Genomic DNA, 14,155 nt, shown 5'->3' with positions numbered 1-14,155 from the left:
AGCATTTTGAACTCAGAATTACCTTTGGGGAAAAGGTTAAGGGTTAAAAGTTTTTCCCCTTTCCCCTTTAACCGAACCGTATTGCAACTACTCCCAGTAATCCTAATCTAGCGATCGTAAATAACTGAGTAACCATAATTACAAAGATAATACTAGGATAGCAATTATACTTAACCCGATTGTAGGAAGTAATTTAGTCAACATTTGTGCGAATGTAGCAAATAACTTTTCTTTGGATAAATTTATGGCTAAAAAATCTCAATCAAATCTAGAACAATATCAAGATGTCAGATTATCTGCCACCACAAGAATTTGGGTAATTACAGTAGCCATTCTGGGAGTTTGCGTCCCACTGTCAGCCGTTACTAGAAGCGGTGCTATTCTTCCTTTAGTTGCTATTGGTGGCGCGGCTGTTGGTACAGTTGCTGTTTGGCGTTCTGATGAGCAAAAATCCAAAACTAACTATTTGCAACAGCAGCAAATAGAACTGCTAGAGCGGAGATTAGCGAATTTGGAAACAATTGTTAGCAGTGATGACTTGAACTTGCAAATGAAAATTAAACAGATCGAAGCAAGGGATACTTTTGGCGACTCTTCTGATCTAAGTACTACACCCAGACAACCGAAACGCAAAGGTTAAAATTAGCCAATCTTCAGAATTTATTTCGATTTCAGATGATATTTCCGAGAATTATCGTTACTAGGTTATTTTTATGTAGCTATTTGCTGACTTCAGCTTACTCTAGTCTTTAAAATCCGTCTCAAATTCAACTTTCCTTTACAGCTAGAAGTGTTTCTAGGGAAACAGTATCTCATTCTCTATCTCCGTTAGAATTGACTGATATCATCTAATTCTATATACTTCAACTGCATCAGTTCATGAAATGTCTAAGTGCTATCCATCTATCTCTTTCACGGAAACATTTGTCAATGGCTGTGTTTTATTAGACTGTTAATATTACTGAATTTTTAATTAACTAAGATTATAAACTTGAGTAATTGCATTTGTATAGCTTACCGTAGGTATGCAATAGTTTGCCGCAGGAATGGAGATGGATTGGATTAGCTTACTCAAAGCTCAACAAATTGACTTCCTTCAACGTGTGAAAAAACCTAAAACTTATGACTTATCTTTACTGGAAAGTCAAGTTAAAGGTTGTCACACTGAAGTTATAGCCTTTTGGGGCGAGCCATTGGCTAGACTCCAAGAACTTTCTCGCCAACAAGCAGAAGTTCTCGCTAAAAATCCGCCGCCAACCCCGCCGGAATATCCTGAGCCGCCTGACTGGACGATACCTTTTCCTAAATACTTCCAACAACAAGCTCAAGATTATCTTTTTCGGGAGCATATTGTTGACAGAGTAATAACTGAACGCTTGGGCAAATTGGTAAAAAAGGTGTCACAAGATACTTTGCAAAACATGATTTTAGATGATGAGGGAAATTTGTGTGGCGAAAGTAAATTTCCTTATATACTCAAAGATCATCCTCAGCTAAGTGTTCAAGTTTACGTTGCTGATGGAGAAAGTTTTAATGGTATTAAGAAAGACAAAATTAGGTGGTCAGTTACTCAAGAAGATTTAAAAAATCACCAAGTATTAATTTTTCTGTGTTTGTTTTATCCATCTACAGGTAATTTAGGTTACGAGAAACAAAGTATAATAACAGGCTTTTTACCTACAAATCAACTTGAATTGACTGAACCAAAACTCTATGTCACTCCGAGTAACTTGTTGTATGCAGGGGGGTTAAATTGGTATTTAGAATCACTTATTGGCAAAAAAGACACGTCGCCAGTAATTAATGAGATGGCGATCGCAGATACAATACAAACTCTACCATCAGATCATTACCTTAAGAATATAGTCGGTGACTGGGAATGCTGGCAGACTTTGCAAGGACACACCAGAGGGATTAATTGCCTCGCTTTCAGTTTTGCGTGTAACAATGGCAAAGCCTTACCCATATTGGCAAGTGGTAGTCGTGGAGAAACGAAACTCTGGGATTTAAGCAAGGGTGAATTAATTGAGACATTATCAGAGTATCCTTGGGTAATATCTGGGCTGGTGGATGAAGTGAATTCCCTAGCTTTTAGTTCAGATGGACAGACTTTAGTGAGTTGCGGTGCAGATTCAACAATTAAGCTTTGGCACGTAGGCGCTTTAGACTTGATAGATATTTTGCACAAACACAATGGAGTAGTGCGGTGTGCTGCTTTCACCCCAGATGGCAGAATGTTAGCGACAGGCGGAGATGACAGAAAAATTCTCTTTTGGGATTTGATGCAACGTCAAGTAGCGATCGCACTTTCTTTAGATGATACAGCTGCTCATTCTCTAGTTTTAAGTCGAGATGGCGAAACTCTCGTTACAGGTAGTTACCGCAAAATCAAAGTTTGGCGCACTTCACCCCAAACGGGAATCAAAAGTTTAAAAGATGCACAACCATTACACACCCTTATGGGTCATTCTCACATCGTTTGTTCCTTAGCAATCAGTGCAGATGCTAAACTGCTTGTGAGTGGTAGCTGGGATCAAACGATTAAAGTTTGGCAATTGGAGACTGGAGAATTACTTCATACCCTTAAAGGGCATAGAGGTAGAGTTTATGCGATCGCTTTAAGTCCCGATGGACAAATTATCGCCAGCGGTAGTGCTGATAAAACTATCAAGTTGTGGCATTTACAAACTGGGGAATTACTGGGTACATTTACAGGTCATAGTAATATAGTCACAGCATTAGCCTTCACAGCTTCCGGTGAAATGTTAGTCAGTGGAAGTTTGGATAAGACAATTAAAATTTGGCAACGCAGTTAATGGTAGTTCGTAATTGATCCTCACATTTTCTACTTAGCTTGCTTCTTGCAGGATTACAATGATTCGCTAATGTAATTCGTGCTTGTGGAGTCTTTGAGAATCGTGGACAACAAACTTTAAAAAGTCTGTTGCTACAAAGTTTGTTTAGCCTGGAGACAACAATTAATGAGCAAAAATCTAGTTTAGATTGCTTTTCCCTAGAGACTTCCAGTTAAAAAATATTCCGTCGTAGGGGCGCAAGGACTTGCGCCCCTATAAATCTATAAATAATTTGGGATAATTTATTTTTTGCAAGTCCCTTAAGAGTCAATACTTCTCGCTTTGTGCATTTTTAACTCGGAATCGGGTTTGGGGTAAAGGGTAAAGGGTAAGGGTTAAAGGTTTTTTCTTTCCCTTTTCCCTTTCCCCTTTTCCCCAAAACCCGAGAAGTATTGCCTTAAGAGTGCAAAAATATATTTTTGCACTCTTAGGGAAAAGGAAAAAGGTTAAAGGGAAAGGATTTTGAGTTTCTTTACCCTTTTCCCCCGCCCCTTATCCCCAGAGGGGACCCCACCTTCCCCTTTACCCCGACAAATGCCAAGAAGTCTATTGTAGAAAGAAGGAGTCAGTGCTGCCGACGCAGCACTGACTCCTTCTTTTGTAGTAAATTTAACTATGTATGGATGGAGTTTTTAGTCAATCGAAATCTGCTGAGGACCGGTGGCTTTGCCGTTATGCGCCTCCGTTGTGTTGCTAGTGTAACTATTTGAGCGGATTTGTTTATCCAGCCAGCTTTTAACGGGATCGTCTGCAAGATTGAGCCGAAGCACACCAGAGAAGAACCCACCCACAAATGAGACTGGATGCTGGGTAAATTCTCTGAATATAGGTGACAATTCATCAATGAACATAAGAGACTCCTGGCACTGCCGTAAAAAATTATTACTTCTTAATTGATCGTAACGTGTTACGGCATTGGCGATGGGGCATTGAGCATGGAGAAGAGGCAAGGAAGAGAGGGGGGAGTAAATTCTCCTTTGTCCCCCTTGTCTCCCTCATCTCCCTCATTTTCCAACTCTCCACTCATCTCCCCTTACAAGCTTGGTTGCTGATCAGGAAACATACACTTATCAGAATCACAACCACTAGGGCCAGCTTCTGTCATTTCGCCTAAATCGTAGCGGCTTAGTACTGCACAGAAATCATCTGTTTTGCGCCGCGCTTTCACTTCTTGAGTTAAGCGATCGTAGGTTGATTTATTTATTGGTTCAAATGGCAAACGTGGGAATGATTGCAAATCATCAAAACGAGCTAAAAGAGCCGCTGAAATATATCCTTCATCATTCTGAATGGTTTCGTAAATGCGCTGTCCCAAAGGCTCGATTTCATCAGAGCGCAATTCCAAAGTTGCTGATGTGTTGTGAGTCACGTACCAACGTTGAACCTGGAGGACAAAATCAAATTGGGCTAAGACTGAAAACTTAGAAACATCAATTTCATCAGCTCCTGGTAAATCAGCCCAAGTTACAGAAACAGGGATTTCTACTAGCCATTCACTCACCCGTGGATCGAAGGGATCGTTAAGCAAATTACCTTGTTCATCTTTGTCTGATTGAGAAGGAATGACGTTGTAACCATAGTCAATACAAGCTAAAGCTACTGGGTCATTTTTACCGAAGGTGATCCGGCGAATAAATCTTTGAGCTTTGGGAGGATGCCAGCCTGAACTAGCATTAGTTAATAAAGCCTTAGTACCACTGGGTTGCACTGTAGTGCAGCGATTTGGGCGCTTGAGATTGTGGCGATCGCAATAATCCCAAACTACACGATGTACAATATCTCTCCAAGAACTTAGATATTTTTCTTCCTCACGCTTGAAAGCTAATCCTTGGGGAGTTGCAGGCCTTCCTGCTTCCCACCAACGCAGCCAATCAACACCAAAAGCATGGACAAAGAAATCAAATAAACCTGTAAAAGAAACTCCCACAATTGGGTCTAATTCACGGCTGTATTGATAGCGTGGTTCTAGGAATTTGTGATTTAAAAGTGCCGCTACAGATAACGCCCCAGCAGTGAAAGCTTCTTCTTGTTCTTTGTAGTTACGTGGGTCGATTTGATTAAGGTGAACCTCTGACAAATTGCAGTGGAAGTTACTACCGATGATTTCCAGATTTGTTACCCTAGAGGCTTTTTATCCCCTAGTTCTACTGCTTGATTATTTGCAGTAGCTCCGCGTACCTTTTACAGATGTGATATCAGATAATAAAAGTGTTTTTCACATCCGCCCCCGCACTCTTGGAGAGATTATATTCTAGACACCAATTTCGGATGTCATCTAGTTTCACTCTCTACGCTGTACGGTGTCAAAGACTTTTTACTTCCTTTGATTACCACGGGATTAGCATCTCAGCCTTCCCCGTTTTTGCGAGGTTTTTAACGTGAGGCAAAATCACTTACCACACGGATTTAGCCCATAGCGAGCTAAACGATGTTCTAACTCATTAGCATCAAGATTTGAATAACGTTCTTTTAACCACTGTTTTGCTGTTCCTTGTTCATAAGCTTGTAAAAACTCAACTTTCAAAGCTTGTGTTGGTAGCAAATCTATGTTTGATCGCGCTACGGCTTCACCAGCCCATTGAATGGCTCCCTCGCCACTATAATATTGTTTGCGGACAGCACCAACACATTCTTCTAAAGTGGGCTTGCGGTGAAAAACTCTGGTATGGTTTGCCATCCTGAGTGCATCACGCTCTGGATCGATTCGCCAGTTGCCATTTTCATCTTGCTGCCATAAGTTATCTTTGGCGGTAGCTCCTTGTTCATCGTCAGCAATAAACTGACGCATCCCCGCGCTTCTTCGGATGTTGCCGGCAACAATTGTTACAGCAGCTTGATCGATTAACAGACAGCATTCAACTGAATTTAATTGCCGCCCTACAGTTTTATTCAGGATAGAAGCACAACGCTGATAAAGTCCAGGCAATTTCACCGGATTTGCAACTCCTCCAAAGCCGTTGAGAGTTTCTCCTGCTTTTCGGACATCGCTAATATCAACTAATACTTCCACTTCTGCTGAAAATTGCTCATCAGTAGAGAGTTCTAATAAGGCTTGATATGATTCAACCCAACCTTCACGGCTATCTCCAACGTGAATAGTGACGTTATTTCCTTCTATATGAGTTTCAGTATATTCACGTCGCAGTTGGACAGGAGTGCTGCCAATTTCACCTTTTACAGTGACATTTAGTCGATTACGGATGTGGGGCAACTGGTTAATAAATTGTGGTTCTAGGACGGCTCCAGTACCACAGCCCATCATTGCCAAATCCATCATTAAGCCGAAGGCGCTCCAGTCTTCGAGATTGGTAGAAGTACAATTATAAGCCCCGGAAAAGTTCTTTGGCTTGGTTATCCAGTCTGTATTACCCTAAGCCACATTGTCGCCAATATGACTCGGCTTCAGAACCGTGCGTGATACTTTCGCATCACACGGCTCCTCAATGATTTGGCTCTTGTCATGAGTACCGTCTCGTTTGGTTTTGATGTCATGGCAGTGTCTATGCAATAGTTGGTAATTTTCGTAGCTGTCTTTTCCCCCTTTGATTCGAGGAATAACATGGTCTACTTCCATTACATCTCCATCTCTGAAGTACATATTGCATTCTGTGCATTTTCCATTCTGCTTTTTCAGCAGTTTGGAGACTCTAGTTGGTAATTCGACACTTTTGCCCATGCGGGTAGCCCAGTAGATGAAATCGCCGTTGTAGGGGCTGACTTCTCCTTTGACTTTGACAAATTTCTGGATATGGAAATCACCGTGGTAGGTAAGATAGAGTGTTTTACCTTCGGTAATAGCGCGGAATATCCAGTTTGACCCACCTTTGGAGCCGAAATATTTCCTAATCCACCGTTTTATAGATTTGTGTAGGTGTCTAGCCTTAATCCAAGCAATTAACTTCAGTGTTAGTAAATGGTCAAGCTCTGAAAAGATTTCAGCACTGTTAACTTTGGAGTAATAGTTGCTCCATCCAGTGATGATTGGATTTAGTCGCTTGATTAGTTCGACTTGAGATTGACAAGATTTTAACTTATCAATTTCATTAGCTAACCTTTGATAGTGAGCTTTAACAGCCTCTTTGCTTGGCTTAATGTATGTCTTGTATCCTAGCGGTTTCCCGTGTGTGTTTTTGCCTGTTGCGTACTTCCCTACTGGGTACTGGCGGATATTAAAGCCAAGGAAATCAAAACCAGGGGTTTCTTCACCCATGTGTTCCAAGGTGTGGGTGATGCGAGTTTTTTCTGGTCTAAGTTCTAAACCAGTATCATTAAGGAATTCCTCAATTAGTGCTTTAGCCCTCATAAGTACATCCAACTTGGGATGTAGGATGACAAAATCATCGGCATATCTGACTAAGGTGATTTCCTTCTCGTTATTGTGCTTTTTCCCTGGAAGGGTTCGGGCAAATTCCTTGACAATCTTTTCCATTCCGTGTAAAGCGATGTTTGCTAATAATGGTGAAATTACATCACCTTGAGGGGTTCCTTCATCGGTTGGAAACCATGCTCCGCTATCATAAACACCAGACTTAAGCCATGCTTTAATCTGTCTGCGAAGTTTTGGAAACGTATTGATTTTGTTCAAAAGTTTCTTATGGTCAATTTTGTCAAAACATTTTGCAATATCGGCATCCAGAACATATTTGCTCTTTTGCTTAATTGCTACTTTGATACCCTCAATAGCATCCATACAACTTCTACCAGGTCGGAATCCGTAGCTGTTAGGCTCAAACTTGGCTTCCCATTCGGGTTCCAAGGCTAATTTCACCAGTGCTTGTTTTGCCCGTTCTGCAATAGTGGGTATACCCAAAGGTCTTTTTTCTGTTTTCCCGGGCTTGGGAATCCATACTCTGCGGGTGGGGGTAGATTTGTGGTTTAGTTCTAGTGTTTTCACTAGCTCAAATCGGGCTTTAGGCGTTAGAGCCTTTTTCCCATCTACTCCCGCAGTATTCTTTCCTTGGTTATCTTGTGTCACTTTACGGACGGCAAGCATTTTGGCAGACCAGGAATTTAGAAGAGTCTTTTGCAATTTACGCACTGCTTTGACATCTCCCCTTTGAGAGGCTTGATAGATTCTCTTTTGCAACTTGTACACCGTGCGTTCTAGCTTTCGCCAGTTCACTTGTGTCCATACCACCATCGGTTTTTCCCGTGTTTTAGTCATTTTCATTGCTTTTGTTGAAACTCTATCTTCCAAATCATCGGGAATCTGTCTGCGTATCCATACCCATTACAGGTAGGCATTTTGCTTCTGATTCCATCTCTTCCTGTTAGGGCTTGTGGATTGGTTCCTACTCTAATATCGACCTCTTAGAGAGCCACAGACAGGATTACTTCGTTCCGTATAACCTTTGTTTGAATGTTTAGGACGGTACTACTCAGCCGGAGACAGGAAAGCGTGACCTTTATGGCGGTACTTTCAGGTTCCTATGTGTCTCAGTGTCTTTTGACCGCAGCGTATCAACCATTCTTTTCGCTGCTTACTGGATTACGACTGTTCAGACGTACCTTCACTTTCGTTGTCCATGCATTCTTGCTTGCTGGGATTCACCTCATGGTTTGGTTTTACCAGCGTTTTTCCCCGCTTTACCCTTTGATAACCAGTCACTAGGTAGGGGAAATGCTTTCACTCCCACGCTTGGAGGATAGGACTTTGTGATGGTTTGTCACATCACCTATAAGGTTATACAGTTATCAAGGTTCGGTTATCCGTACATAACTTATTCGGTTATCCGCTTGAGTATTTGTAACGGATTTCTAAGAACCTAGTGAGTCATCTCAAGGCTAAGGATTTTGCTGAAAAGCTTTTCCTGTAACCAGTTTCGACTCAACGAATCACACACCACCAACCCATAGCCAGCGCCCACTAGGCATAGCTTTCAAGCTGCGCTGCATCTTATCCAGTGTGGCAGCTTCTTCTTGAGTTAACTTTCCCAACTCGACTAAGCCGAGTATAGTGCGATCGCATACCTCATCCCATGTTTCCCTTAGTCCGGCCTTTGTACGGCGGCTATAGGTTCTAAAAAATACGGGATTAGCAGCCGGTGCAGTTTCTGGAAACCTTGCACTCTGGCGTGTTCTTTCGAGATTCTGAACCATATATTAAGTGTCTTGCGTTCTTCTTGCGTGCGGACAGATTATGACTATACGCCAAGTAGTTTGAGTATTAAAGATTGTCAAATTGTCCACTTTACGCTAGCTCTACCCGGCACTAATTACAACAGAAATTTATGATGTATAATGTCCTCTACCCTTGGATAAGAGATGGATACTAAGTTATAATTAGCACTATTAATTTTAAGTAAATTATCTCTATCACTCCATCTTCAGGCTGATGATCGCTACTCAGCAATGGCTCAACGCTCCGCTACCGCTAATTGTACTCAGGACTCTTCATTAGTTTCCCCTAACTAGCAGTGATAGTTAAATAAGTTGCGGCTGTCAGTCAAATCCAAACAATTAATTTCAATCTCTTGGGAACTATAAATTTAGTTACAGGAAATTGATTATGAATGATGAATGGGAACCTCTAAATTCTGATGATGATGTTGTGCATTTTTATCAAGAAGCATTTGAAAATTTACCCCGCACTCAAATAGTGTTTCAGTTATTCAAGGAAATCAAAAAAATTTGGGCAGAACACTTTACATCGTCAGGATCAAGAGTATTTGGAGAAGGATTTGAATGTTGTGTTTTAATACCCGGTCAACAATGGCGAACAGGTAAAATTAGAGTGCGCCTAGAATTCTGCCCTGATGAAACTGAAATCGAAGATAATCGATTAGACATCAAACACGAAAACTCTCCCCTTGACGACCTTCGGCAGCAACTAAAGTAAGGTAAAAACTAATACTCAAGTTGATATACACAGATATAATAGAAAATTATCTGTGTCTGTGTGCGCTGAAAAAAATAAAATGGTATGGACTCCCCTACATGCAAAAATTCATCGCACCATCCGATCGCGCCACTTATTTGAGCGCAACCAGCGGCTATTAGTTGCTGTCTCCGGCGGACAAGATTCTCTGTGTTTAATAAAATTACTTTTAGATTTACAATCCAAATGGGGATGGTATTTAGGTATTGCTCACTGCGATCATCGCTGGCGTTCTGACTCCGAAGCTAATGCTAACCACGTCGAAAATTTAGCTAAAACTTGGGGTATATCCTTTTATTTAGAAACAGCGAACAAACCGATAAATAGTGAAGCTGCTGCACGCGATTGGCGCTATCAAGTTTTAAGTGCGATCGCTCAGGCAAATAATTATCAATATATAGTTACAGGACACACCGCCAGCGATCGCGCCGAAACTCTCCTCTACAATTTAATTCGCGGTACTGGTGCTGATGGTTTACAAGCCTTGACTTGGCAACGCCCTTTAACTACAGGCATTGTCTTAGTGCGTCCACTTTTAGAAATTACTCGAATACAAACAGAGCAATTTTGTCAAGAATTTAAATTACCAATTTGGGAAGATTCCACCAATCAAGATTTGCAATATGCCCGCAACCGCATTCGCCAAGAATTACTACCATATTTGCGAGATAATTTCAACCCCCAAGTAGAATCAGCCTTAGCCCAAACAGCAGAACTTTTACAAGCGGAAGTGGAATATTTGGAAAAAGCTGCCCAGCATTTGCGGGGTGCGGCATTGGGCGTGAGACATGAAGAAGATTCTCTTACTGTTCTTCCCTTACGGTTAAATCGTCGGGTATTGCAGAAAGCACCACTGGCGTTGCAACGTCGCGTGATGCGTCAGGTATTGCAGCAAATACTGACTGATGCGCCCAGTTTTGAACACATTGAAAAATTAACCGCTTTAATCATAGCGCCCAACCGATCCCAAACTGATCCATTTCCTGGTGGTGCGATCGCTCAAGTAGAAGGCGATTGGATCTGCTTGAAATAGTTATGAGTTTGAAGTTTGGAATTTTCGATTTTGGGTGTTGAGATTTGCTCTCAAAACTTTATTTAATTCTTAGCTAATCATTCTTATAGCATTTTCTAATCTAGTGAGGTTAAGCTGTACCTCACCCCGATAAAAGTGTACTTTATTTCCTCTCCGTGAGTTCGGCTATCCATTAGTTTCATCTTTGTTAATAAAAAAACAAAATATTTAAAATAAACCAAAAGACTTGCTAGGTATAGTTTTGAGAAAAGTATAGTTATAGATCATAGTACATCATGCAGAAGTGGGCAGTTGAAGAATTACGACAACCCGACATAAGATCTCGAGACGAAACAAGTTATTAGTACGTATTGTGGAAGATTTAAGGGATTTACCTTAATTTCTCTTTTTTTACTTATTTTTTCGTATAAAACTGATTTTTTAGGTTAAAAACTCTCAGTTAAAGCACTGATTTTTTATGTATAGACAGCAAACATATAAAAGAACATAATCTTAGTTAATGGTCAGTTTTATATCACGCTCATAAATACAAAGAGAATTTTATGAAACTTAAAAAACTTGGTTTTGGATTATCAACACTGGCAATCCTGTCAGTGATGCCAATTTCATTTGTAACGATGCCGTTAGTGCTGAACCAGCCGGTGTACGCAGTAGCAATCTACGGAGATATTTATGATAAATGGGTAAGCCTAGGTGGTTATTCAAGCCCACTTGGTTCTCCCATAACCGATGAACTGCCTGCTGCTAGAGGAGGACGGTACAATGAGTTCCAATATGGTTATATTTATTGGCTTCCCAACTTGGGCGCACATGCTGTCTACGGAGACATTGGTGTGAAGTGGAACCAAACTGGTCGGGAAAATGGCTTTGGCTATCCCATTACCGATGAGCTTCCTGCTTATAATGGAGGACGATTCAATGATTTTGAGTTTAACGCATCAATCTATTGGCATCCGAGCATTGGTGCTTATGCCGTGTATGGCGATATTCGGTTAAAATGGGTAAGTATGGGGCGTGAAAGAAGCCCTTTAGGTTATCCAATTTCCGACGAACAACCTGTTGGTACTGCGGGACAGCGAGTGAGCTTTTTTGAAAGAGGTGCAATTTACTGGAATTCAGCTACAGGAAAGGTTACTGTTGTTTACAACTAACCTTTTTCTGTCACTCTTAACACAGCAAAATTTGAACATTTATTCAGCAAGACTTTTAGCGATTTATTAAGGCTTAAAAATGTTGGAAATCTTTTGTTAGCAATAAAATGTTGAAACCCGGTCAACTGCATAATTGAAAATTATGGCCAATGGATACTTACTAAGGAGAGAGGTTGGGAGTGAGGTTTTGATATCATGTAGTTCATTCAGATGTGAATCGCCATAACTTCTAACTTGTTAAGATGCTAATAATTCTGGCTGAGGCATTAAACTCTGGAGAGTATGACGCATCTGAGCGATCGCTTGGACTTGATAATCACCAGTTTCCTGGAATTGATCCAAAGATTCTCCAATTCCTTGCAGCTTTTGCCGTAATCCATCTAGAGAATCCTGAATTGGTTGTAATGCTTCTTGATAAAGATTCACTCGACCAGATAATTCAGCGGTTGTTCTTCGTAGGGATAGTAAATTTTCCTCGATCGCTTTCAGTTCTTGGCGCTTTTCATCTAGATCGTGAGTTTGATTGTCAATCATTCCCTGATTTAGCTCAACACCAGAACGAATCTGCTCAATTTCACGTTCCAGCTTTTGGATTTCTTGTGAATATTGTTGTCGCTGATTTTCAATTTGTAACAGAATCGGTTCTAAATTAATTTTGTTGTTACTTTCTTCCTCAGTAACAGTATGTCCTTGCCGCCGTAGCAGTACAGTTTGATGTTGCTTGAGAAACTTCTGATGCTGTAGCATATTGCGGCGTTGTCCCACCAAACTGGAATTTAGCATCTGATAAAGGTCTTTTTCATCAGTTAGTTCTAGTTCCAAATTGATGTGGTCATGGTCAGATGCGTGATTTAATTTAGTTTGAAGTTCTTCTATAGCTTCTTGTTTATATTTCAGTTCTTGTTCTTGATCGTGAACAAAGCTAGCGTCGATTTCTAACTTATGCTGTAAGTCTTGCACTATCTTTTGTAGTTCTTCTAAAGGCATTTTTTCCAAAGCCTCCACATCAGCTTCCTTACCAAGAACTACATCACCAGATGTTGCAGCTAAAGAGTGCATCTGTTGATATAACTCTTCAGCGTTTCGTAACTGCTCTTTGACGAGCCGAGCATACTCTTGCTTACTGGTAAGGTCTGCTGTATTTATCTGCAATTGCGCTCTTTGCTGAACTAGAGAATTTTGCGCTTCTTGTAATGCATTTTGGCGATCGCTAAAGGTTTGTGACAAGCGCTCAACTTCTTCTTGCTGTTGTGCGATCGCACTTTTATGCTCCTCCAGTTTTTGCCAGTGCGGGCTAAGAGTCGCTTGCTGCTTTTCGACTAATTCAAAGGCTAGATGCAGGTGTTCTCTAACTGTTTCCGTAGGAGTAACACGGCTAGACAAGCGATCAAGTAACTCACTCATTACTCGACTTTGCTCCTCATCCAAAACCGTCCCTTGTTGAAAATCCGCTTGGCGTTCTTCCAGGCGACGCTGCTCACCCCGTAAATGCTCCCAAGCGCCTTCCAACTCTTGGCGGTTGCGCTCAATTTCTCCTTGTAATCGTTCAATTTCCTGGCGCGAGGTGTCAACTTCCTGTTTTTGCTGCTCTAGATGTTGTACCTCATCCTCCAATTGCTGCAACTGTTCTGCTCGTACCTCCATGTCCATTTCACGGCGATTCAACTCTTGCGCCTGAAATGTTAGTGACTGTTTCCACTGATCGATCTCATCTTCCTTGAGCTTAAATTTCTCCAACTGGCGGGAAAAATTCTGCAAAATATTGACGAGTGGACGCCCTGCTTCTTGAATTCGCTGCACTTGACGATTGGGATTGAGTTCAACCAATACCAAAGCGCCATCATTTAATTTGCTTGCGTCCTCAGCGGCAATCACCTCTTCCGACACAGTACTCCAATTCTGGTCAGTTCGCTGACAAGCTAGCAGTTTCAGTTCGGTTTTGCCACCGCCACTGAGTAAACCACCTTTCTGTTTTTGTACTTCTGCTAAATACAGCACACCGTTAGTCCTTTATTGATGCACTTAAAGTTCGTGTTTTGAGATATACCTTAAATAATTCTGTTAACTTGTCTCACTGAACCAGGGTTTAGAAGAACAAGACAGACAAAACTATAGACGCAAAATGTTACGTCTTGATACTTATAGAAGCGATTTGGTCGCGCCTTTATATTTTGTACTGATGACAGTGATGATGACTTCCGTGTTAACACTAGCTTTGTCAAAGTGTATTACGAAAGAT

8 protein-coding genes and 3 pseudogenes are annotated in these 14,155 nt (G+C 41.1%); 5 read left to right on the top strand and 6 right to left on the bottom strand.

Features of this window, described 5'->3' with window-relative positions; translation table 11 throughout:
• Positions 1 to 244: 244 nt before the first annotated feature.
• Both RMY16_RS13525 and RMY16_RS13520 read left to right on the top strand, forming a co-directional pair.
• On the top strand, positions 245 to 640 hold the full coding sequence (locus tag RMY16_RS13525) for a hypothetical protein (RefSeq protein ID WP_322662848.1): 396 nt from the start codon (positions 245 to 247) through the stop codon (positions 638 to 640).
• Between the two features lie 406 nt (positions 641 to 1,046).
• Positions 1,047 to 2,816, top strand: a complete 1,770-nt coding sequence (locus tag RMY16_RS13520; protein ID WP_322736792.1) for a WD40 repeat domain-containing protein — start codon at positions 1,047 to 1,049, stop codon at positions 2,814 to 2,816.
• A gap of 671 nt (positions 2,817 to 3,487) precedes the next feature.
• Here the strand turns inward: RMY16_RS13520 and RMY16_RS13515 are convergent.
• The 5 genes and pseudogenes from RMY16_RS13515 to RMY16_RS13495 all read right to left on the bottom strand — a co-directional run.
• Entirely contained in the window at positions 3,488 to 3,706 is a 219-nt protein-coding gene (locus RMY16_RS13515; protein WP_322662852.1) for a hypothetical protein, read from the bottom strand.
• A gap of 182 nt (positions 3,707 to 3,888) precedes the next feature.
• A pseudogene (gene nrdJ / locus RMY16_RS13510) lies at positions 3,889 to 4,962 on the bottom strand (ribonucleoside-triphosphate reductase, adenosylcobalamin-dependent); the annotation flags it as partial.
• A 291-nt stretch (positions 4,963 to 5,253) separates the two neighbouring features.
• Positions 5,254 to 6,132, bottom strand: a pseudogene (locus RMY16_RS13505) (ribonucleoside-triphosphate reductase, adenosylcobalamin-dependent); the annotation flags it as partial.
• A 93-nt stretch (positions 6,133 to 6,225) separates the two neighbouring features.
• Complete coding sequence (gene ltrA, locus RMY16_RS13500; RefSeq protein WP_322736791.1) at positions 6,226 to 8,019, bottom strand: group II intron reverse transcriptase/maturase; 1,794 nt, start codon at positions 8,017 to 8,019, stop codon at positions 6,226 to 6,228.
• 677 nt (positions 8,020 to 8,696) lie between these two features.
• Positions 8,697 to 8,954: pseudogene (locus RMY16_RS13495) on the bottom strand (ribonucleoside-triphosphate reductase, adenosylcobalamin-dependent); the annotation flags it as partial.
• 409 nt (positions 8,955 to 9,363) lie between these two features.
• On the opposite strand from RMY16_RS13495, the gene RMY16_RS13490 reads away from it, so the two are divergent.
• The 3 genes from RMY16_RS13490 (at position 9,364) to RMY16_RS13480 (ending at position 11,916) form a co-directional block, all read left to right on the top strand.
• Positions 9,364 to 9,693 (top strand): KGK domain-containing protein, encoded by a 330-nt coding sequence (locus RMY16_RS13490; RefSeq protein ID WP_322736790.1) that lies wholly within the window; start codon positions 9,364 to 9,366, stop codon positions 9,691 to 9,693.
• Between the two features lie 79 nt (positions 9,694 to 9,772).
• Positions 9,773 to 10,765 (top strand): tRNA lysidine(34) synthetase TilS, encoded by a 993-nt coding sequence (tilS, locus tag RMY16_RS13485; RefSeq protein ID WP_322736789.1) that lies wholly within the window; start codon positions 9,773 to 9,775, stop codon positions 10,763 to 10,765.
• Between the two features lie 542 nt (positions 10,766 to 11,307).
• Entirely contained in the window at positions 11,308 to 11,916 is a 609-nt protein-coding gene (locus tag RMY16_RS13480) for a hypothetical protein (protein WP_322736788.1), read from the top strand.
• Between the two features lie 237 nt (positions 11,917 to 12,153).
• Here the strand turns inward: RMY16_RS13480 and hmpF are convergent, their stop codons facing one another.
• Positions 12,154 to 13,914 (bottom strand): pilus motility taxis protein HmpF, encoded by a 1,761-nt coding sequence (gene hmpF, locus RMY16_RS13475; protein WP_322736787.1) that lies wholly within the window; start codon positions 13,912 to 13,914, stop codon positions 12,154 to 12,156.
• Positions 13,915 to 14,155: the final 241 nt, after the last annotated feature.

Origin of the sequence: Nostoc sp. DedQUE12b, from assembly GCF_034530835.1 — a bacterium.
Taxonomy (GTDB): domain Bacteria; phylum Cyanobacteriota; class Cyanobacteriia; order Cyanobacteriales; family Nostocaceae; genus Nostoc.
This window is presented reverse-complemented; position numbering and strand designations above follow the sequence as displayed.

Excerpts from the sequence above, each read along its gene's own strand:
- RMY16_RS13480 (WP_322736788.1), top strand. The coding sequence starts at position 11,308 with ATGAAACTTAAAAAACTTGGTTTTGGATTATCAACACTGGCAATCCTG.
- RMY16_RS13520 (WP_322736792.1), top strand. The coding sequence starts at position 1,047 with ATGGAGATGGATTGGATTAGCTTACTCAAAGCTCAACAAATTGACTTC.
- RMY16_RS13490 (WP_322736790.1), top strand. The coding sequence starts at position 9,364 with ATGAATGATGAATGGGAACCTCTAAATTCTGATGATGATGTTGTGCAT.
- RMY16_RS13525 (WP_322662848.1), top strand. The coding sequence starts at position 245 with ATGGCTAAAAAATCTCAATCAAATCTAGAACAATATCAAGATGTCAGA.
- ltrA (WP_322736791.1), bottom strand. The coding sequence starts at position 8,019 with ATGACTAAAACACGGGAAAAACCGATGGTGGTATGGACACAAGTGAAC.
- tilS (WP_322736789.1), top strand. The coding sequence starts at position 9,773 with ATGGTATGGACTCCCCTACATGCAAAAATTCATCGCACCATCCGATCG.
- RMY16_RS13515 (WP_322662852.1), bottom strand. The coding sequence starts at position 3,706 with ATGTTCATTGATGAATTGTCACCTATATTCAGAGAATTTACCCAGCAT.